We start from the raw sequence: 21,067 nt of genomic DNA on the forward strand, positions 1-21,067 counted from the left end.
ACTCCGATAAGCGTAAAGTTAAATAATGACTTACCTGTCTATCTTGTTGTTTATATTGATGTTTTGCTGTTTTTGTCAATAAAATCTACAGGTATCAGTCATTTACGCTGCCCATAATCGCTTATATACTCGGGCATCGGCTATCAGCAATCAGATGGATTACATGTATCAACCTGCCGCACTCTTTATCGGCCTTCGCTATATGCGTGGGCGCGCAGCCGACCGCTTCGGTCGTTTCGTCTCCTGGCTTTCGACCATCGGCATTACGCTTGGCGTGATGGCGCTGGTGACCGTTCTTTCGGTGATGAACGGCTTTGAACGCGAGCTGCAAAACAACATCCTGGGGCTGATGCCGCAGGCCATTCTTAGCGCCAAGCAGGGGTCTGTAAACCCGCAACAGCTGCCGGAAAGCGCAGCCAGATTACAGGGGGTCACCCGCGTGGCGCCGCTGACCACCGGCGATGTGGTGCTGCAAAGCGCCCGCAGCGTGGCGGTCGGCGTGATGCTCGGCATCGACCCGGCGCAAAAAGATCCCCTGACGCCCTACCTGGTTAACGTCAAGCAGAGCGATCTGCAGGCCGGCAAGTATAACGTCATCCTGGGTGAACAGCTGGCAGGACAGCTGGGCGTCAATCGCGGCGATCAAATCCGCGTGATGGTGCCTTCCGCCAGCCAGTTTACCCCGATGGGGCGGCTTCCCAGCCAGCGCCTGTTTAACGTAATCGGTACCTTTGCCGCCAGCAGTGAAGTCGATGGTTATCAAATGTTGACCAACATCGACGACGCCTCGCGCCTGATGCGCTACCCGCAGGGAAATATTACCGGCTGGCGGCTGTGGCTGAATCAGCCTTTACAGGTGGATACCCTCAGCCAGCAGACGCTGCCGGAAGGGACCAAATGGCAGGACTGGCGCGAGCGTAAAGGCGAACTGTTCCAGGCCGTGCGGATGGAAAAAAATATGATGGGCCTGCTGCTGAGCCTGATCGTCGCCGTCGCCGCCTTTAACATCATTACCTCTCTGGGAATGATGGTGATGGAAAAGCAGGGCGAGGTGGCGATTCTCCAGACCCTCGGCCTGACGCCGCGGCAGATCATGCTGGTCTTTATGGTTCAGGGGGCCAGCGCCGGGATCGTCGGCGCGCTGCTTGGCGCCGGGCTGGGCGCGCTGCTGGCCAGCCAGCTGAATAATTTGATGCCGATTATCGGCGCGTTCCTCGACGGCGCCGCGCTGCCGGTGGCCATTGAGCCGCTGCAGGTCATTGTGATTGCCCTGGTGGCAATGGTGCTGGCATTACTCTCTACGTTGTATCCTTCATGGCGCGCTGCCGCCACTCAACCCGCTGAGGCTTTACGTTATGAATAAGATCCTGCTGCAATGCGACAACCTGTGCAAACGCTATCAGGAAGGCACCGTGCAAACCGACGTGTTGCATGATGTCAGCTTCAGCATTGAGGAGGGCGAGATGATGGCGATTGTCGGTACCTCCGGTTCCGGCAAAAGTACGCTGCTGCATCTGCTTGGCGGGCTGGATACGCCGACCTCCGGCGACGTTATCTTTTCCGGCCAGCCGATGAGCCAGCTCTCCGCCGCCGCCCGCGCCGATCTGCGCAACCGCGAACTGGGCTTTATCTATCAGTTTCACCACCTCTTACCGGATTTCACCGCGCTGGAAAACGTGGCGATGCCGCTGCTGATTGGTAAGCAGAAGGCGGCGGATATCGAGCGGCAGGCGAAAGCGATGCTGCGCGCCGTCGGGCTTGAGCACCGCAGCGACCACCGTCCGTCGGAGCTCTCCGGCGGCGAGCGTCAGCGCGTTGCGATTGCCCGCGCGCTGGTCAATAAACCGCGCCTGGTGCTGGCGGACGAGCCCACCGGTAACCTTGACGCCCGCAACGCCGACAGCATTTTTCAGCTGCTTGGCGAGCTGAACGTGGCGCAGCGTACCGCCTTCCTGGTGGTGACCCACGACCTGCAGCTGGCAAAACGCATGAGCCGCCAGCTGGAGATGCGCGACGGGCGCCTGACAGCCGAACTCTCCCTGATGGGGGCTGAGTAATGGCTTCTCCGTTATCGTTATTGATTGCCCTGCGCTTCAGCCGTGGACGGCGGCGCGGTGGGATGGTGTCGCTGATTTCGGTTATTTCGACGATCGGTATCGCGCTGGGCGTGGCGGTGTTGATCGTTGGCCTGAGCGCGATGAACGGCTTTGAACGCGAGCTCAACAACCGCATTCTGGCGGTGGTCCCGCACGGTGAGATTGAACCGGTGAACCAGCCGTGGAACAACTGGAACGAGGCGCTGGCGAAGGTTGAGAAGGTCAAAGGCATCGTTGCCGCGGCGCCATATATTAACTTCACCGGGCTGGTGGAGAGCGGCAGTAATATGCGCGCCATCCAGGTGAAAGGCGTTGACCCGCAGCAGGAGAGCCGTCTCAGTTCGCTGCCCAACTTTGTGCAGAACAATGCGTGGGCCAGCTTTAAAGCCGGCGAACAGCAGGTGATCCTTGGTAAAGGCGTCGCCGATGCCCTGCACGTTAAGCAGGGGGACTGGGTGTCAATTATGATCCCTAACTCCGATGCCGAGCATCAGCTGCTGCAGCCAAAGCGCGTCAGGCTTCACGTCGCCGGTATTTTGCAGCTCAGCGGTCAGCTCGATCATAGTTTTGCCATGATTCCCATGCAGGATGCGCAGCAGTACCTTGATATGGGCAGCAGCGTGACGGGGATCGCCATCAAAGTGACCGACGTGTTTCATGCCAACACCCTGGTACGCGATGCGGGCCAGGTGACCAATAGCTACGTTTATATCAAGAGCTGGATAGGCACCTACGGCTATATGTACCGGGACATTCAGATGATCCGCGCCATTATGTACCTGGCGATGGTGCTGGTGATTGGCGTGGCCTGCTTTAACATCGTCTCGACCCTGGTGATGGCGGTGAAAGATAAAAGCGGCGATATTGCGGTGCTGCGCACGCTTGGCGCAAAAGACGGGCTGATCCGCGCGATTTTCGTATGGTATGGTTTACTTGCCGGTTCGGTAGGGAGCCTGATTGGGGTGGCGATTGGCGTTATCTGCGCCTTTAAGCTGACCGCAATCATTAACGGTATTGAGAACCTGATCGGGCATAAATTCCTCTCCGGCGACATCTATTTTATTGACTTCCTGCCGTCTGAACTGCACTGGCTGGACGTCGTTTACGTGCTGGTGACGGCACTGTTGCTGAGTTTGCTGGCCAGCTGGTATCCCGCCCGCCGCGCCAGCCGCATTGACCCGGCGAGGGTGCTGAGTGGCCAGTAATTTATCGTCATGGTCGGCTTTGCTGACCAGTAAAGAGGAATTGCTGAAATGTACTATGGATTTGACATTGGCGGCAGCAAGATAGCGCTGGGCGTATTTGATAAATCGCGGCGGCTGCAGTGGGAAAAACGCGTCGCCACGCCGAAAGAGAGCTACGAAGCATTTTTGCAGGCGGTAGAGGAGCTGGTTGAAGAAGCCGACCAGCGCTTCGGCTGCCAGGGCTCGGTGGGCATCGGTATTCCGGGCATGCCGGAGACGGAAGACGGCACGCTCTACGCCGCCAACGTGCCCGCCGCCAGCGGCAGGCGGCTGCGGGCCGATCTGAGCGAACGTCTGGGCCGCGATGTGCGGCTTGATAACGACGCCAACTGTTTTGCCCTCTCCGAAGCGTGGGATGACGAGTTCACCCAATATCCGCTGGTGATGGGGATGATCCTCGGCACCGGGGTTGGCGGGGGGCTGGTGCTCAACGGAAAATCGATTACCGGGCATCGCTATATTACCGGCGAATTCGGCCATATCCGCCTGCCGGTGGATGCGCTGGAGGTGGTGGGGCGCGATTTTCCGCTTACGCGCTGCGGCTGCGGCCAGCTGGGCTGCATTGAAAACTACCTTTCCGGACGCGGCTTCGCCTGGCTGTATGAACATTTTTACCAACACGCTTTAACCTCGCCCGAGATCGTCGCGCTATGGCAGCAGGGCGACGCGAAGGCGCGCGAGCACGTCGAGCGCTATCTCGATTTACTGGCGGTATGCCTGGGCAATATTTTAACGATTGTCGACCCGGATCTGCTGGTGCTTGGCGGTGGATTGTCTAACTTTACAGCAATAACCGAAGGGCTGGCGCAGCGCCTGCCGCGACATCTGCTTCCCGTTGCCAGCGTGCCGCGCATTGAGCGCGCGCGTCATGGCGATGCCGGAGGCATGCGCGGTGCGGCCTTCCTTCATCTGACTCAATAACGACAGAGGTAGCTATGCAGTCGCGCCGCTTACATCGATTAAGCCGATTTCGCCGCAATAAGCGTCGGTTACGAGACCGTCTGCGTCAGCGGATTTTCTTCGGCGAAGATAAGGAGACCCCTGAAACGATGGAAAAACCAAGAGTCGTGGTGCTAACCGGCGCGGGTATTTCGGCAGAGTCGGGAATTAAAACCTTCCGCGCCGCCGATGGCCTGTGGGAAGAGCATAGGGTGGAAGACGTGGCGACGCCGGAAGGCTTCGCCCGCGATCCGGCGCTGGTGCAGGCGTTTTACAATGACCGCCGCCGCCAGCTGCAAGGACCGGACATCGTGCCCAACGCGGCGCATCAGGCGCTGGCGCGGCTGGAAGAGGCGCTGGGCGATCGTTTTCTGCTGGTCACCCAGAATATCGATAATCTGCACGAGCGCGCGGGCAATCGCCGGGTGATTCATATGCACGGCGAGCTGCTGAAGGTGCGCTGCTCGTGGAGCGGCCAGGTGCTGGCGTGGACCGGCGATGTGACGACGGAAGACAAATGCCACTGCTGCCAGTTCCCCGCGCCGCTGCGCCCGCACGTGGTGTGGTTCGGCGAGATGCCGCTGGATATGGATGAGATCTACCTTGCGCTGGCCGAGTGCGATATCTTTATCGCCATCGGCACTTCCGGGCACGTTTATCCGGCGGCAGGCTTTGTTCACGAAGCGCGGCTGCAGGGCGCCCATACGGTAGAGCTCAACCTCGAGCCAAGCCAGGTGGGCAGCGAATTTGCCGAAAAGCACTATGGCCTGGCAAGCGAAGTGGTGCCGCTCTTTGTGGAAAAGCTGCTTAAACAGCTGGCAGGATAAACGCAACCTCATCACTACAGCGTTACGGAAAACAGGAGTGGCTATGGATAGCCCATTAGCAATATCTGCCGCGATATTTTTGGCCGCAGTAGGGGCGGTTCGGCGTGGTTCGGCCCGCTTATCGTGCTGAGCGCGTTGTGGAAGCCGCTGAATTATGTTGCGGGAAAGCTTGCTGCTGTCTTAACGAAAACCAGGACAAGAAATAATCCACGCTTTTGCCACCGCCCGAGAAAAAGCGTACGACAATCGCCAGGGCAGGTCGCTCATGAAATTCAGGACGCCGCGGCGCCCTTTATTCATAGCGCCTTCTGCATATTAATCACCGCCCGGGCATTGGATGCGCTGGTGGCCAGCACGTCAATCACGCCGGTGCGCAGCGCGCCGAGAATCGCCGTTGCCTTGGTGCTTTCCGAAGCAATGGCGATCACGCACGGGATGGCGCGGAGCTGTTCAAGGCTCAGGCCGATAACCCGATCGTTCATCACCGTATCAACCGGTTTACCCTGGATATTGAAAAAACTATAGCCGGCGAGATCGCCCACTACGCCCTGTTCCTGGCGCGCGGTCGCAATCTCCTGTGGGGAGAACCAGCCGAGCTGCACCATAAAGCTATTTTCATTCATATCGCCAAGGCCAATGATGGCGACATCCGCCTTGCTGGCCTGTTCGAGCGTGGCTTTAATCAGCCGGTTTTGCATAAACGCCGAGCGCAGTTCCGGCGTTTCGACATAGGCCGGGGCGTACAGCGTTTCGCTAAAACCGTTGAATTTACGCGCCAGGTTTCGACTGATGTGATCGGCATCGATCAGCTGGTTGTCGCGCTTGGTGCCGCCGATACCGCAAATAAAGCGACAGTTGCGCTCCGGAAAAATCCCCACGTGGTTGGCCACGGCGGCGACGTTGCGACCCTGCCCGACGGTCACCGTCATATCGCTTTTGAGGATCCCGGCGAGATAGTTGCTGACCAGCGCCGCGACCTGCTGGCGCTGTTCATCCTCGTCGTGATGGTCCAGGGCGATAAGCGCGCGCTTGATGCCGAAATGGGAGATAAACTGCTGCTCAATCTGGGAGCTGAAGACCGGGTGGTATTTCACGCTGATCTCGACAATTCCTTCGTGGCGAGCTTTTTTCAGCAGCCGACCGACCTTAATGCGTGAGATCCCAAAGCGTTTTGCAATCTCTTCCTGGGTTTGCTCCTGATCGTAATAGGCCACGGCAATTTCTGTCAGCAGCGCATAATCTGAGTCTTGTTCAGTCATAGTTATCGCCTGGTGTTTCCATCTTTGATGTCTCCCTAATACTACTGCGCCTGAAGAATAAATTCCTCTGTAACGCGTTGAACAATGTCGCAATAGCCGTTGGCATCCCATGCCGCGCGGCCAATAAACAGTCCGTTAATGTCATCCTGCTGAAGGAGTTCTACGGCATTTTGCCGATTGACGCTACCGCCGTACAGCAGGGGAATGCGCCGTCCGATTTCTTCGCTGAAGGTCTCGCATAACGCCTGACGCAGCGCCCGGTGGATCTCTGCGGCCTGCTCCGGCGTCGCCGGCGTGCCGTGTTCGCCGATAGCCCATATGGGCTCATAGGCAACCAGAGTGTGTAAAACCTGCTGTTCATTCAGGCCATAAAGCGCGATTTTCATCTGCCGCACTACCGTTTCCCGTGAGACCTGCCAGCGTTTTTCATCGGCGCTGTCGCCGATACAGATCAGAGGCCGAAGGCCATGACGCAGGGCGCGATGTACTTTTTGGTTAATGGCGGCGTCGGATTCATTGAACGCGCCGCGACGCTCGGAGTGACCAAGCTCGACTAGGGCGGCGCCGGTTTCAGCCAGCATGGCGGCGGATATTTCACCGGTCCAGGCGCCGTTTTCCGCTTCATGCATATTCTGCGCGCCGGTCAGGCAGGGGATCTGATGCTGCTGTAGATACTGGCTGACGGGATAAATGGCGGTGAAAGGGGGAATAATAAACGGCTGGATTTTCGGATGCCTCACCTGCGGTAACCGCTGCGCCAGCGTTTCACAAAAGGCCATGGCTTGCGATAACGGTTTGTTCATTTTCCAGCTGGTTCCTAACCAGATTTGTTCCATTTTGTTCTCCGTAATAGGTAAATCAATAGCTTGTCGTGAAATGGCTTTCGCTTATGAGTGAGATTGAACTTTTTATCACCCAATGAACATATGTTAGATCACATTTTTTTATAAAATAAATCTATGGATTTTTTTATGTGATCTAAATCACCAATAACCTCTCAATCATCAGGTAATGTTTTGACCATATGATTCACTATTGAACATATGAACAAACCGATTTTCACTACGAGAGGTCCACGATGTCACAAGAGAAAAAGCCCGTTGTCGCACTTACCATTGGCGATCCTGCCGGGATTGGTCCGGAGATTTCAGTCGCGACGATGATGGAGAAAAGCGTCTACGACGAGTGCAAACCTTTTTTGATTGGCTCAGCGCCGATTATCGCCAGAGCAATGAAAATCATGGGCTGTGATTTTCCGATTAACAAAATTAGCCATCCGCAGGAAGCTCGCTTCAGCTGGGGTACGCTGGACGTGCTGGAAACCGATGATTATGACTGCGAGAGCATTGAATGGGGCAAAGTGCAGAAGCTGGCGGGGCAGATGTCGCTGGACTATGTTCTGAAATCTATCGAACTGGGGAAAGCCGGCCTGATCGATGTGGTCTCTACCGCGCCGATTCATAAAGAAGCAATCAAGCTGGCGGGGTGTAAACTGCCGGGTCATACCGAGATCTATCAGGTTGAAACGCAATCCGATTATGGCCTGACCATGTTCCACGTTCATAACCTGCGGGTCTTCTTCGTGAGCCGTCATATGGCGCTTAAAGACGCCTGCGATTACGCCAATAAAGAGCGCGTTCTGGCCTGCGTGCAGCAGATCCACCATGAGTTCACCGCGCTAAATATCAAAAATCCGCGCATTGCGGTAGCCGCGCTGAATCCGCATGGTTCAGACAACGGCCTGTTTGGCCACGAAGAAGCCGATAACCTCATCCCGGCAGTCAAAGCGGCGCAGGAAATGGGGATTAACGCCATCGGCCCGGTGCCGGCAGATTCCGTCTTCCATCTGGGTAAACAGGGGCGCTATGACGCCATCCTCTCGCTTTACCACGATCAGGGGCATATCGCCTGTAAAACCCTCGATTTTGAGCGTTCCGTGACCATTACCTTTGGCCTGCCGTTTATGCGTAGCTCGGTAGACCACGGCACGGCGTTTGATATTGCCGGCACCGGTAAAGCGGGCACCGTCAGTATGCTGGAGTCCACGATGGCCGCGGTGAGCTACTGGAAAATGAAAAACCACTAATCGCTGAGGTTAATGCGAAGCAAAAGGGCAGAGAAATGGAAAAACATCTGTTAATTAGCAAAGGCTGTAAGGGCTGGGGCGGGCCGCTGACCATTAATATTAGCCAGGCGAAAAAGATTGCTTATATCACCGGGGGGATTTGTCCCCCGGTTGTTGAGCGCCTGAGCGAACTGACCGGCTGGCCTTCCGTCGACGTATTTAAAAATGGCGAGCCGCCGGAAGAGGAGATCGGCCTGATGGTTATCGACTGCGGCGGCACGCTACGCTGCGGTCTCTATCCCAAACGCGGTATTCCGACGATTAACCTCCATCCCACCGGTAAAAGTGGCCCGCTGGCGGAGTTTATTCATGAAGGGATCTACGTCTCCGGCGTGATGCCTGCCTGTATTGAAATGATCTGGCCGCAGGGGGAAGGCGGTAAGCTGGGGATCGTGGCCGACGATCTGACCGGCGCGACCACCGTCGGGGTGCTGCTGGCGCGTAGCGGGTTAAAAACCGCCGCGTTCTTCGATACTGAATCCTTCGCCCGCAATGAGGTGGAGTATCCGGCGATGGTCGTTAGCAGCGACAGCCGTCCTTTGCCGAAAGCGGAAGCCCAGCAGCAGGTCAGCGCCGCGGTGAAGCAGCTGCAGGCGCGCGGCGCGCACTACTTTACCAAGCGTATTGATACCACGCTGCGCGGCGGCATCGGCTTTGAAATTGATGCCATGCTGGAACAGTTGCCGCTGGAAACGGTTGCCGTAGTCGTGCCGGCGATGCCGCAGTCGCGGCGTATTCTGGTTGGCGGCTATTCGGTAATTGACTCCGTCGCGCTTTCGCGAACCGATGTCGCACGCGATGTGCGTACCCCGGTTACTGAATCCTGGGTGCCGGGATTGCTGGAGGCACAGACCCATCATCAGGTCGGACATATCGCGCTGGCCTCGGTGATGAAAGGCGAGGAGCAACTGCAGCGGGATCTCCAGGAACAGCAGCAGCGCGGCGTGCGGGTGATCGTCGTCGATGCGATTACCGTTGACGATGTCGATGCGATTGCCGGGGCGGTGGTGGCGCTGAACTGGAACGTGCTGGCGGTCGACCCGGGGCCTTTTACCGAGCGGCTTGCGGTCCGTCGTGGCCTGATGCGGGAAGCGCGCAGCAGCGCGACAGCGTCGTCAGGGGCGGAAAACCCGCGCGGTTCGATTCTGGTGGTTGCCGGTAGCGCCACGCCGGTGACTAAAAAGCAGCTTCAGCATCTGATCGCTAATGACGAAAGAGTATGTCACATTCCTGTTGATGCCGAACTGCTGGTTGACAGGAAAAACGCCGCTGAAATCGAAGTGAATCGCGTGGTGCAGCATGCCCGGCAGTGCGTGCCGGCACAGCAGAACGCCATCTTCGTTTTTGAATCCGCGTTAACCGGGCGGCTGCTGAATCTTCAGGAAGAAGAGCAGCGCTTTGGGCTGGCCCACGGACAGGCTGCGGAAAATATTAACCAGGGACTGGGGAATATTGTTCGTGACGTGCTTAACTGCGCAGCCGGAGAAATTAAAGGCCTGTATATGACCGGTGGCGATACGATGGTGAATGTTCTTAAAGAGCTCGGCGCTACCGGGATTGAAATGATTGACTACGTGATACCGCAAACCGATATGGTGCGTATTATCGGCGGCGATTATGCGGGATTGATTTGCGTCGGTAAAGGCGGTTTAACCGGACCAGAAGATATTATTAGTACTATTGTTGAAAGAATTTATAAAGAAGCGCAGCTATAACCCACCGGTCATATAAATAAAAAACGACGTAATGGTCGTCCGGGTAGTATTGCGTCGTTATCTCTGTTAAATCATAATTTATGAGTTACCCTATGAACATAAATATATTAGAGAAGATGAATAAGGTGCCAGGCGGTTTAATTATTATTCCGTTGCTCGCGGCGATTCTTATTAATACCTTTGCACCGGAAGTCCTGGGCATCGGCGGCCCGACGACCGCATTATTCAAGGTTGGTTCCAGCGCAATGATGGGGATTTTTCTGCTGATTTGCGGTACCTCGATCAATATCCGCCAGGCCGGCCTGCCGCTCTATAAAGGCGCGGTGCTGCTGTTCCTGAAATGCCTCGCCGGCGCGCTGGCCGTATGGGTGGCCGGAGCGATGTTTGGCCCCAACGGTTTCCTCGGTATTTCGACCCTGGCACTGATTGCCTGTTTAACCAGCTCCAACAGCTCGCTATATATCGCGCTGTGCAGCAACTACGGCGATGCCAGCGACGCCGGGGCGATCTCCGTCTTCTGCGTCAAGGATGGGCCCTTTGTTACCATGATGGTGCTGGGGGTCAGCGGCCTGGCCAATATTCCTTTCGCCGCGCTGCTATCGATGCTGATCCCGCTGCTGATTGGTATGCTATGGGGCAACCTTGATGATCGTTTCAAACAGCTGTGCGCCGCCGCTCAGCCGCTGATTATCATTATTATGTCGTTTGCCATCGGCGCCAATTCCAGCATTAACACGGTCTTTACCGCCGGACTGTCCGGGATCCTGCTTGGCATTATCTCTGCGCTAACCGGCATTGTGTTCTATTTTATCTACAACCTGTTCCTGAAGAAGAAAACCGCGCTGGGCGCCGCGCTGGGGACAACCGCCGCCAGCTCTGCGCTGACGCCGGCAATGGTGGCTCAGGCCGACCCCTCGCTGGCGATGTACGTGGATGCCGCGACCGCGCAGCTGGCGACGGCGAGCATCATCACCATGATTACCGCGCCGATACTGGTGGCCTGGTTTGATAAACGTCTGAAAAAGCGCTCGCCGAGGGTTGAACCAGTAAAAGAAGAAACCAGTGAAGAGAAAGTGACATTATCTTCGCCTGCCACCAAAGGGAACAAATAATATGATCGCGCCGTTGTATTCATTACTTATCACGGCTGTCGGGGAATATGTCAAAAACTCTCTACAGGAGCATCAGCTGATTTTATTTTCTGAATCCGTTCCTGACGATATTGCGATGTATTGCGCCGTACATCAGAGCAGTGAGCTGACAGCTGAATTGTCACCCGGGCAGATAATGAAAATAAATGAGACTATTTATCGAGTCACGGCGGTAGGTTGTGTTGCAACGGCAAATTTAAAACAGCTTGGCCATATCACTTTAAAATTTGATGGCGCTGCCACCGCTGAATTACCGGGGATGGTGCATCTCAATGGTGACGTCCCCCAGAATATTCAGCGCGGCGACCAAATCTTTTTCTATCCGGAACTAAATTAAGACGTACAGCTAAATTAAGGAAATTATCATGAAAACAATCGCTATTGGTGCGGATGATGCCGCCTATGCTTTTCGCGACGCTATCGTCGCTTATCTGAATGGGCAGGGAATTAAGGTCGCGGATTACAGCAGCGATAAACGCCAGGGCAGCATGGTCTACCCGGATGTTGCCCACGCGGTGGCAATGTCAATAAAGCAGGGCGAGCACGATCGCGGCATCCTGATTTGCGGCACCGGCATTGGAATGAGCATTGTGGCGAATAAAGTGCCGGGGATACGAGCCGCCCAATGCCACGATACTTTCTCCGCCGAGCGGGCGCGCAAAAGTAATAACGCGCAGATTATCACTCTTGGCGCGCGCGTGATTGGCCCGGAGTTGGGCAAAAAAATTATTCAGGCCTGGCTTGAATCCGAATATGAAGGCGGCGGCTCCGCGTCGAAAGTGGAGCGTATCGACTATTACGAACACCAGCACGCCAGAGATTAATATCCGCAGTCGTAATATAAGGAACAGACTATGAGCCAGTTAGACGAACTGAAAAAATACACCACGGTGGTTGCCGACACCGGCGATATCGAATCGATTAAAAAATTTGCCCCGCAGGATGCGACCACCAACCCTTCACTGGTGCTGAAGGCCGCGCAGCTCCCGCAGTATCAGGCGCTGATTGCCGACGCAATCGGCAAGGCGCGTCGGCAGGGCGGCAGCCCGGAAACGCAGCTGATAAACGCCTGCGATCAGGTGGCGGTGGATATCGGTACCGAGGTACTGCGTCATGTGCCGGGGCGTATTTCTACCGAAGTCGATGCCCGTTTTGCCTGGGATCGCGGGATGTGCGTGTCGAAGGCGCGCAAGCTTATTCAGATGTATGAAAAGAACGGCATCGGGCCGGAACGCATCCTTATCAAACTTGCCGCCACCTGGGAGGGGATTCGCGCCGCAGAGGAGCTGGAACAAAGCGGTATCAACTGTAACCTGACCCTGCTGTTCTCCTTTGCCCAGGCGCGGGCCTGCGCCGAAGCGGGCGTCTTTTTAATCTCGCCGTTCGTGGGGCGTATTTACGACTGGTATCAGAAAAACCAACCGCAGTCGGAGTATCAGGTCGACAGCGATCCGGGCGTGGTTTCCGTGCGCCAGATTTATCAGTACTACAAATCTCACGGCTACGACACCGTGGTGATGGGGGCCAGCTTCCGCCGTATCGAGCAGATCCAGGCGCTGGCGGGTTGCGATCGCCTGACTATCTCCCCGGCGCTGCTTGATGAACTGGCCGCCAGCGAAGGCGCGCTGAGTCGCCAGCTGGCGCCCGGCTGCGTGACGGAAACCCGCCCCAGCCCGATAACTCAGGCGGAGTTCCTCTGGCAGCATCATCAGGATCCGATGGCGGTGGAAAAACTGGCGGAAGGTATCCGCCTGTTCGCGGTCGATCAGGTCAAACTGGAAAATCAGATTCAGCAGATGCTGTAAGGGCAGGAAAAGAGACTTATGAATACCACAAAAACCACCCGCAGCCTGTGCGCCAACGCGCTGCGAGCCCTGAGCATGGACGCAGTACAGAAAGCCAAATCCGGCCACCCGGGTGCCCCGATGGGTATGGCTGACATTGCCGAAGTCCTGTGGCGTGATTTCCTGAATCATAACCCGCAGAACCCGTCATGGGCCGACCGCGACCGTTTTGTCCTGTCCAACGGCCACGGTTCCATGCTGATTTACAGCCTGCTGCACCTCACCGGTTATGATCTGCCGATTGAAGAGCTGAAGAACTTCCGTCAGCTGCACTCTAAAACGCCGGGTCACCCGGAAGTCGGCTACACCGCGGGCGTGGAAACCACCACCGGTCCGCTGGGGCAGGGTATTGCGAATGCGGTTGGTATGGCCATCGCGGAGAAAACTCTGGCGGCGCAGTTCAACCGCCCGGGCCACGACATTGTTGACCACTTCACCTACGCGTTCATGGGCGACGGCTGCATGATGGAAGGTATCTCTCACGAGGTATGCTCCCTGGCCGGTACCCTGAAACTGGGCAAGCTGGTGGCGTTCTATGACGACAACGGTATCTCTATCGACGGTCACGTGGAAGGCTGGTTCACCGATGACACCGCGAAGCGTTTTGAAGCCTACGGCTGGCACGTGGTGCGCGGCGTTGACGGTCACGATGCTGACTCGATTAAACGCGCGGTAGAAGAAGCGCGTGCGGTTACCGACAAACCGTCCCTGCTGATGTGCAAAACCATCATCGGTTTCGGTTCGCCGAACAAAGCCGGTACCCACGACTCCCACGGCGCGCCGCTGGGCGACGCGGAAATCGCGCTGACCCGCGAAGCGCTCGGCTGGAAACACCCGGCGTTTGAAATCCCGTCTGAAATCTATGCCCAGTGGGATGCGAAAGAAGCCGGCCAGGCGAAAGAGTCCGCGTGGAACGAGAAATTCGCCGCCTACGCCAGAGCCTTCCCGCAGGAAGCCGCCGAGTTTACCCGCCGTATGAAAGGTGAGATGCCGGCTGATTTAGACGCGAAAGCGAACGAATTCATCGCGAAGCTGCAGGCTAACCCGGCGAAAATCGCCAGCCGTAAAGCGTCCCAGAACGCCATTGAAGCCTTCGGCCCGCTGCTGCCTGAGTTCCTCGGCGGCTCCGCTGACCTGGCGCCAAGTAACCTGACCCTGTGGTCCGGCTCTAAGGCCATCAACGAAGACGCTGCCGGTAACTATATCCACTACGGCGTGCGCGAATTCGGTATGACCGCGATTGCCAACGGCATCGCCCTGCACGGCGGTTTCCTGCCGTACACCTCCACCTTCCTGATGTTCGTCGAGTACGCGCGTAACGCGGTACGTATGGCGGCGCTGATGAAGCAGCGTCAGGTGATGGTCTACACCCACGACTCCATCGGTCTGGGCGAAGACGGCCCGACGCACCAGCCGGTTGAGCAGGTGGCTTCCCTGCGCGTCACCCCGAATATGTCAACATGGCGTCCGTGCGACCAGGTGGAATCCGCCATTGCGTGGAAATACGGCGTGCAGCGTCAGGACGGCCCGACCGCGCTGATCCTCTCCCGTCAGAACCTGGCGCAGCAGGAGCGTACCGAAGAGCAGCTGGCGAACGTCGCCCGCGGCGGCTACGTGCTGAAAGACTGCGCGGGACAGCCGGAGCTGATCTTCATCGCCACCGGTTCTGAAGTGGAGCTGGCGGTTGGCGCTTACGAAAAACTGACAGCCGAAGGCGTGAAGGCGCGCGTGGTTTCCATGCCGTCCACCGACGCGTTCGACAAGCAGGATGCCGCTTACCGTGAAGCCGTGCTGCCGAAAGCCGTCTCTGCGCGCGTGGCCATCGAAGCGGGTATCGCCGACTACTGGTTCAAATACGTGGGCCTGAATGGCGCGATCGTTGGCATGACCACCTTCGGTGAGTCTGCGCCGGCGGAGCAGCTGTTTGAAGAGTTTGGCTTCACCGTGGACAACGTGGTCGCGAAAGCGAAAGCGCTGCTGTAGTTCTTTTACCGCCTCCGGGTTACGGGCCAGCGCGGTCGGGTAGCCCGGACAGGCGCGCAGCACCGCCTCCGGGGGAAAAGCCTGTCTTCGCCGTGCCTCACACCGTTGCCAGAGCGGCAGCGCTGGTATTATTTTGGCCGTTAATATTTTGATTTTGCATTTCACATATATGTAACACTGTGATTAACAAAACAGTATCAGACAGACATTTGTGGCATGTTTCTTCACTCGGACAACAGAGAAGGAATAACACCATGGCCACTGAATATGTTGACTACCTGATCCTCGGCGACGAGCATCACGGCGAAATCCACAGGGATATTAAAAGCCACTCTCTCCGGGTCCGTTCGAAATACGCCGCCTGTTCCGTCCGGGGAGATACCTCTGCCGAGCAGCCAAAAATGGTGAACTACAATGTCCATGAATATCCGGCGCAGGATGGGCGATTTTATCTGGTGGCGACCAACTACCCGCTGGCCGATTTTGACGTTGAAGACGCGCTGGTTAAATCAAGAATTCATCCGTTGAGAAGCTAGAAACGCACTTCCTGAAGCGGTCGGGTAAGCACCATGCTACCCGACCTGTGAGGTGATTAACGACCCGCTTTCAGCTTCTGATAATACTCTTCATAAAGCGTACTGGCGCTGCCGACATCGTTCTGCCATTCGCCTTTCTGAATCGTTGCGGCGTCCGGGTAGAGCGATTTATCGTTAGCGATTTCCGGGCTTAGCATCTTCCGCGCGGCAAGGTTTGGCGTCGGGTAGCCGATAGTTTCCGCTACCTGTTTGGCCACTTCCGGGCGCAGCAGGAAGTTGATCAGCTTCAGCGCGCCATCGACGTTTTTGGCGTTTGCCGGAATCGACAGGCTATCCATCCAGAAGATGCCGCCTTCTTTCGGCCACACCACTTCCAGCGGCGTACCGGCCTGACGCGCAACCCACGCGGAGCCGTTCCATACCATGCCAAGGTTGACCTCGCCTTCCATATACGGGTTCGCCGGGTTATCGGAGTTGAACGCCGCGACGTTCGGCATCAGTTTTTTCAGCTCGTTATAGGCCGCTTCAATCTCTTTCGGATCGGTGGTATTACCGGAGTAGCCCAGTTTACGCAGCGCGACCTGGAACACTTCGCGCGCGTCGTCGGTCAGCAGCAGGCTGCTCTTATACTCGGGTTTCCACAGATCCGCCCAGCTGGTGACGGTCTTCGGATCGATCTCTTCGCTATTCACCCCAATGGCCGTCGCGCCCCAGATGTACGGAATGGAGTAGTCGTTGTTGGGGTCGAACGGTTTGTTGAGCATTTCAGGGTCAAGATTGCTGAAGTTGCTCAGTTTGCTCTTGTCGATCTTCTGCAGCATGCCCTCTTTACGCATTTTGTCGACGAAGTAGGTGGAAGGCACGACCAGGTCGTAGGCGCCGTCTTTATAGGTTTTGAGCTTGGCGTACATGGTTTCGTTCGACTCGTAGGTCGAATAGATCACCTTGATGCCGGTCTCTTTGGTGAACTGCTCCAGCAGCCCCGGCGGGACATACTCGGTCCAGTTGTAGAAATAGAGCGTTTTGCTATCGTCCGCGTGCGCGGCGCTTATACCGACTGCCAGAGCGCCCGCAGCGAGCAGGTGGCGTGACCATTTTTTCATTTTAACGTCCCCTGAGTTTTATCACGTGCAATTATCTGGCTGGCAATAACCATCACCAGCGACAGAACCAACAGAATGGTCGCCAGCGCATTAACCTCCGGCGATACCCCAACTTTAACCATCGAATAGATCTTCAGCGGCAGGATCTCATAACCCGGCCCGGTGACGAATGAAGAGACCACCACATCATCCATCGACAGGGTAAAGCTCAGCAGCCACCCTGCGGCCACCGCGGGCAGCGCCAGCGGCAAAATGATCTTTCGCAGAATGGTCAGTTCGCTGGCGCCGAGATCTTTCGCTGCTTCCAGCATCCGCACGTCAAAACCTTTCAGGCGCGAAAATACCGTGACCACCACGAAGGGCAGGCAAAAGGTGATGTGGGAAAACAGCAGCGACCAGAATCCCAGCTGAATACCGATCAGCATAAACAGCACCAGCAGCGAAATCGCCATCACGATATCCGGCGACATCATCACCACGAACAGCATCCCGCTGACGAACGGCTTGCCGCGAAAGCGATAGCGGTACAGCGCCACGGCGGTCAGCGAGCCGATAAGCGTAGCAAAGGTCGCCGAGAGCACCGCCATGGTCAGCGAGTGCTGCGCCGCCTGCAGCAGGCTGTCGTTATTCATCAGCAGGCTATACCAGTTGGTGGTAAAACCCTGCCAGTTAATGCCAAAGCGTGAACTGTTAAACGAGTTAACGATCAGAATAATAATGGGAATATAGAGATACGCGTAAATAGCGGTCATAAAGCCGCCGCGCAGCAGTCGACCGATCATTCCAGTTCCACCTTTTTATTCAGTAAACGCGCCGCGCGCCAGTAAATCAGCAGCATCAGGCCCATCACCAGCGTAAGCGTGATGCTGGTCGCCGCGCCAAACGGCCAGTCGCGGATGTTGAGGAACTGGCTCTTAATCACGTTACCAATCAGCAGGTTCTTCGCGCCGCCCATCAGGTCGGAAACGTAGAACAGCCCCATAGCCGGAAGCATCACCAGCAGGCAGCCGGCGATAATCCCCGGCATGGTCAGCGGAATGATGATACGGATAAAGGTTTGTAGCTTACCGGCGCCAAGGTCTTTTGCCGCTTCCAGCAGCGGGCGGTCGAGCTTCTCGATGCTCGAGTAGAGCGGCATCACCATAAACGGCAGCAGAATATAGACCAGGCCGATAATCACCGCCGAGGGGGTGTACATGATGCGCAGCGGCGTATCGATGATACCCAGCCACAGCAAAAATTCATTAAGGTAGCCCTTGGTGCTGAGGAAAATCTTCAGGCCGTAGATACGAATCAGCGAATTGGTCCAGAACGGCACGATCAGCAGAAACAGCATCAGCGGGCGCACCTTCTCCGGTAGCCTGGCCAGGAACCAGGCGAAAGGGTAGCCGAGCGCCAGGCAGGCCAGCGTCGCCAGCAGCGCCATATTCAACGAATGCAGCAGCACGTCGTAGTAGAGCGGGTCGAGCAGGCGCGCGTAGTTGTCCAGCGTAAAGACCAGCTTGACGAAGTTGGTGTCGTCGCGGGTCAGAAAGCTGGTGGCGATGATCATCAGGTTGGGCAGAAAGACAAACAGCACAAGCCAGCCCACGATGGTGGCGATCGCCACATTCTGGAATTTACTGGTGTTCTTCATCGGCCAGCACAACCTCCCAGCTTTCTACCCAGTTAATGGCCATTTTCTGGTCGAGCGAGTGGTCAAAATCAGGGTCGTCTTCATTAAAGAATTCGCTGACCATCACCATTTTACCGTTTTCCAGTTCAACCACCGATTCCAGCGTCATGCCTTTATAGTTGCGTTCGCGGATATAGCCTATCAGGCCATCGGCGTCATTACTGTCGTGGATCTCGTCCACGCGCAGGTCTTCCGGGCGCAGCAGAACGTTAAGCCGCTGGCCTTTTTCAACGGCGAAGTTGACGTAGATATTGCACTCGCGGCCTTCGACGCTGGCGCGCACCCGCCGATCGTCAATCCGTTCAATGACCGTGGCGCTGAAAATGTTGATTTCGCCGATAAAGCTGGCGACGAACAGGTTTTTCGGTTCTTCGTAGATTTCGCGCGGCGTACCGTCCTGCTCGATTTTACCCTCGCGCATCACCACGATACGGTCGGACATGGTCAGCGCTTCTTCCTGATCGTGGGTCACGAAGACGAAGGTGATGCCGAGCTTACGCTGCAGCGCCTTCAGTTCGTTCTGCATCTGCTTGCGCAGTTTATAATCAAGGGCGGAGAGGGATTCATCAAGCAGCAGCAGGCGCGGTTTGTTCACCACCGCGCGGGCAATCGCCACGCGCTGCTGCTGGCCGCCGGACAGCTGATGCGGTTTACGTTGAGCAAACGCTTCAAGCTGCACCATGCGCAGGGCATCGTGGACGCGGGGCGCGATGTCCACCGTCGGGGTTTTCTGCATACGCAGGCCGAAGGCGACGTTTTCAAACACCGTCATGTGCGGAAACAGCGCATAGCTTTGAAAGACGGTGTTCACATGGCGGTTTTCCGCCGGGATATGGGTGATATCGTGATCTTCGAGATGGATTTGGCCGCTATCGACGCTTTCCAGTCCGGCGATAAGACGAAGAACGGTTGTTTTACCGCAGCCAGAGGGGCCAAGCAGGGTGAGAAACTCACCGTTGTTGATGGTCAGATTGAGGTCGGAGATAACCGTTTTACCATCAAAGCTTTTGCGAATTCCCGCCAGATGAACCAGCGGAGAACGCGAACGCGGTTGTGTATTCAATTTTCGACTCTGTCCCATGTAGACGCAGCGGAAAGCTTACCGATGCGGGGTTTGTGGTTAACCACCTTTGGTTTTGCACATAAAATAATAAGGCCGAGCATTCTACGGCAAACGATTGTAATCGCCAATGATTGATGCGCCATGATGAACTACCTTTACAACATTATCGTGTGAAATGTATTAAATTCTCATTTGCCGGGCTAAAAATGACCTGACGCAATATTTGGTTTTTCCGGCTTATCAATAATGTTGTCACAAAAGAAGAGGGTGGCTACATGGATAAATTGCTTGAGCGTTTTTTGCAGTACGTTTCTTTAGACACGCAGTCGAAACCGGGCGTGCGTCAGGTACCGAGCACGGAAGGTCAGTGGAAGCTGCTACGTCTGCTTCAGGCGCAGCTGCAAGAAATGGGACTGGTGAATGTGACGCTGAGTGAGAAAGGGACGGTCATGGGCACCCTGCCAGCTAACGTTGAGGGTGATATTCCGGCCATTGGCTTTATTTCTCATGTCGATACGTCGCCTGACTTCAGCGGCAAGAACGTGAATCCGCAGATCGTAGAAAACTATCGCGGCGGCGATATCGCGCTTGGTATTGGCGATGAGGTCCTCTCGCCGGTGATGTTCCCGATACTGCACCAGCTGCTCGGGCAGACGCTGATCACCACCGATGGTAAAACGCTCCTCGGCGCCGATGATAAAGCCGGTATCGCAGAGATCATGACCGCGCTGGCGACGCTAAAGGCGAAGAATATTCCTCACGGCGATATTCGCGTGGCCTTTACCCCAGATGAAGAGGTGGGCAAAGGGGCGAAGCATTTCGATGTTGCCGCGTTTGACGCCTGCTGGGCCTATACCGTCGACGGTGGCGGCGTGGGTGAGCTGGAGTTCGAGAACTTTAACGCCGCGTCGGTGACGATTAAGATCGTTGGCAACAATGTTCATCCCGGTACGGCGAAAGGGGTGATGGTCAACGCGCTGTCGCTGGCGGCGCGCATTCATGCCGAAGTCCCTGCGGACGAAGCGCCGGAAACCACCGAAGGCTATGAGGGCTTCTACCATCTGGCCAGCATCAAAGGCACGGTCGATCGGGCCGATATGCACTACATCATCCGCGATTTTGACCGCAAGCAGTTTGAGGCCCGCAAGCGCAAAATGATGGAGATCGCCAAAAAGGTCGGCAAGGGGCTGCATCCGGATTGCTATATTGAGCTGGTCATCGAAGACAGCTATTACAATATGCATGAAAAGGTGATGGCGCACCCGCACGTGGTGGAGATTGCCCGCCAGGCGATGGTGGATTGCCAGATCGATCCGCAGATGAAGCCGATTCGCGGCGGTACCGACGGCGCGCAGCTCTCCTTCATGGGGCTGCCGTGTCCGAATCTGTTTACCGGCGGCTATAACTACCACGGCAAGCATGAGTTTGTGACGCTTGAAGGCATGGAGAAGGCGGTGCAGGTGATTGTACGTATTGCGGAGCTGACGGCGAAACGAGGCGCATGAAG

20 protein-coding genes are annotated in these 21,067 nt (G+C 56.3%); 14 read left to right on the plus strand and 6 right to left on the minus strand.

What is annotated here, in order from left to right:
- Positions 1-163 precede the first annotated feature (163 nt).
- From lolC to cobB, 5 genes are read left to right on the plus strand one after another with little or no spacing between them, the layout of a single operon-like run.
- Entirely contained in the window at positions 164-1,363 is a 1,200-nt protein-coding gene (lolC, locus tag ABLU88_RS00165) for a lipoprotein-releasing ABC transporter permease subunit LolC (protein WP_004849945.1), read from the plus strand.
- The gene (lolD, locus tag ABLU88_RS00170; RefSeq protein WP_014228855.1) at positions 1,356-2,057 is read left to right on the plus strand and encodes a lipoprotein-releasing ABC transporter ATP-binding protein LolD; all 702 of its coding nucleotides are present in this window, start codon (positions 1,356-1,358) and stop codon (positions 2,055-2,057) included. The genes lolC and lolD overlap by 8 nt, the downstream gene beginning before the upstream one ends.
- On the plus strand, positions 2,057-3,301 hold the full coding sequence (gene lolE / locus ABLU88_RS00175; protein WP_014228856.1) for a lipoprotein-releasing ABC transporter permease subunit LolE: 1,245 nt from the start codon (positions 2,057-2,059) through the stop codon (positions 3,299-3,301). The genes lolD and lolE overlap by 1 nt, the downstream gene beginning before the upstream one ends.
- 48 nt (positions 3,302-3,349) lie before the next feature.
- Positions 3,350-4,261 (plus strand): N-acetylglucosamine kinase, encoded by a 912-nt coding sequence (nagK, locus tag ABLU88_RS00180; RefSeq protein ID WP_032693895.1) that lies wholly within the window; start codon positions 3,350-3,352, stop codon positions 4,259-4,261.
- Between the two features lie 14 nt (positions 4,262-4,275).
- Positions 4,276-5,106, plus strand: a complete 831-nt coding sequence (gene cobB, locus ABLU88_RS00185; RefSeq protein WP_032693896.1) for a Sir2 family NAD+-dependent deacetylase — start codon at positions 4,276-4,278, stop codon at positions 5,104-5,106.
- Between the two features lie 296 nt (positions 5,107-5,402).
- Here the strand turns inward: cobB and ABLU88_RS00190 are convergent, their stop codons facing one another.
- Positions 5,403-6,365 carry a sugar-binding transcriptional regulator gene (locus ABLU88_RS00190; protein ID WP_004101147.1) on the minus strand — a complete coding sequence of 321 codons (963 nt, stop codon included), beginning with the start codon at positions 6,363-6,365 and terminating at the stop codon, positions 5,403-5,405.
- Positions 6,366-6,406: 41 nt separating this feature from the next.
- A complete protein-coding gene (locus ABLU88_RS00195; RefSeq protein WP_032719679.1) occupies positions 6,407-7,201 on the minus strand; it encodes a triose-phosphate isomerase in 795 nt (264 codons plus the stop codon).
- Positions 7,202-7,443: 242 nt separating this feature from the next.
- Here ABLU88_RS00195 and pdxA point away from each other — a divergent pair, with 242 nt between their 5' ends.
- The 8 genes from pdxA to ABLU88_RS00235 all read left to right on the plus strand — a co-directional run bounded on the left by pdxA (position 7,444) and on the right by ABLU88_RS00235 (position 15,719).
- On the plus strand, positions 7,444-8,451 hold the full coding sequence (pdxA, locus tag ABLU88_RS00200; RefSeq protein WP_014228860.1) for a 4-hydroxythreonine-4-phosphate dehydrogenase PdxA: 1,008 nt from the start codon (positions 7,444-7,446) through the stop codon (positions 8,449-8,451).
- 35 nt (positions 8,452-8,486) lie between these two features.
- Positions 8,487-10,205, plus strand: coding sequence for a four-carbon acid sugar kinase family protein (locus ABLU88_RS00205; RefSeq protein ID WP_348836073.1), 1,719 nt, complete (start codon positions 8,487-8,489; stop codon positions 10,203-10,205).
- A 92-nt stretch (positions 10,206-10,297) separates the two neighbouring features.
- Positions 10,298-11,317 carry a 2-keto-3-deoxygluconate permease gene (locus ABLU88_RS00210; RefSeq protein WP_148851700.1) on the plus strand — a complete coding sequence of 340 codons (1,020 nt, stop codon included), beginning with the start codon at positions 10,298-10,300 and terminating at the stop codon, positions 11,315-11,317.
- A 1-nt stretch (position 11,318) separates the two neighbouring features.
- Entirely contained in the window at positions 11,319-11,693 is a 375-nt protein-coding gene (locus tag ABLU88_RS00215; protein ID WP_032693899.1) for a PTS glucitol/sorbitol transporter subunit IIA, read from the plus strand.
- A 28-nt stretch (positions 11,694-11,721) separates the two neighbouring features.
- On the plus strand, positions 11,722-12,180 hold the full coding sequence (gene rpiB / locus ABLU88_RS00220) for a ribose 5-phosphate isomerase B (protein ID WP_004101165.1): 459 nt from the start codon (positions 11,722-11,724) through the stop codon (positions 12,178-12,180).
- Between the two features lie 30 nt (positions 12,181-12,210).
- Positions 12,211-13,161, plus strand: coding sequence for a transaldolase (tal, locus tag ABLU88_RS00225; RefSeq protein WP_049084516.1), 951 nt, complete (start codon positions 12,211-12,213; stop codon positions 13,159-13,161).
- A gap of 18 nt (positions 13,162-13,179) precedes the next feature.
- Entirely contained in the window at positions 13,180-15,183 is a 2,004-nt protein-coding gene (gene tkt / locus ABLU88_RS00230) for a transketolase (protein WP_221691025.1), read from the plus strand.
- A gap of 254 nt (positions 15,184-15,437) precedes the next feature.
- Positions 15,438-15,719 carry a hypothetical protein gene (locus tag ABLU88_RS00235; protein ID WP_014228867.1) on the plus strand — a complete coding sequence of 94 codons (282 nt, stop codon included), beginning with the start codon at positions 15,438-15,440 and terminating at the stop codon, positions 15,717-15,719.
- 56 nt (positions 15,720-15,775) lie between these two features.
- Here the strand turns inward: ABLU88_RS00235 and potD are convergent, their stop codons facing one another.
- The 4 genes from potD to potA are packed head-to-tail and all read right to left on the minus strand — an operon-like array spanning position 15,776 to position 19,578.
- The gene (gene potD, locus ABLU88_RS00240; protein WP_049070293.1) at positions 15,776-16,822 is read right to left on the minus strand and encodes a spermidine/putrescine ABC transporter substrate-binding protein PotD; all 1,047 of its coding nucleotides are present in this window, start codon (positions 16,820-16,822) and stop codon (positions 15,776-15,778) included.
- Entirely contained in the window at positions 16,819-17,604 is a 786-nt protein-coding gene (gene potC / locus ABLU88_RS00245) for a spermidine/putrescine ABC transporter permease PotC (RefSeq protein ID WP_004849960.1), read from the minus strand. Before potC ends, potD begins: the two co-directional genes overlap by 4 nt.
- Positions 17,601-18,458: a spermidine/putrescine ABC transporter permease PotB gene (potB, locus tag ABLU88_RS00250; RefSeq protein WP_004849963.1), complete on the minus strand. Its 858-nt coding sequence runs from the start codon at positions 18,456-18,458 to the stop codon at positions 17,601-17,603. The genes potC and potB overlap by 4 nt, the downstream gene beginning before the upstream one ends.
- On the minus strand, positions 18,442-19,578 hold the full coding sequence (gene potA / locus ABLU88_RS00255; RefSeq protein WP_148851347.1) for a spermidine/putrescine ABC transporter ATP-binding protein PotA: 1,137 nt from the start codon (positions 19,576-19,578) through the stop codon (positions 18,442-18,444). Before potA ends, potB begins: the two co-directional genes overlap by 17 nt.
- A gap of 257 nt (positions 19,579-19,835) precedes the next feature.
- Here potA and pepT point away from each other — a divergent pair, with 257 nt between their 5' ends.
- A complete protein-coding gene (gene pepT, locus ABLU88_RS00260; protein ID WP_032749571.1) occupies positions 19,836-21,065 on the plus strand; it encodes a peptidase T in 1,230 nt (409 codons plus the stop codon).
- Positions 21,066-21,067 lie beyond the last annotated feature (2 nt).

It is taken from the genome of Klebsiella sp. GW_Kp182 (assembly GCF_040062275.1).
In the GTDB taxonomy this organism is placed as follows: domain Bacteria; phylum Pseudomonadota; class Gammaproteobacteria; order Enterobacterales; family Enterobacteriaceae; genus Klebsiella; species Klebsiella michiganensis.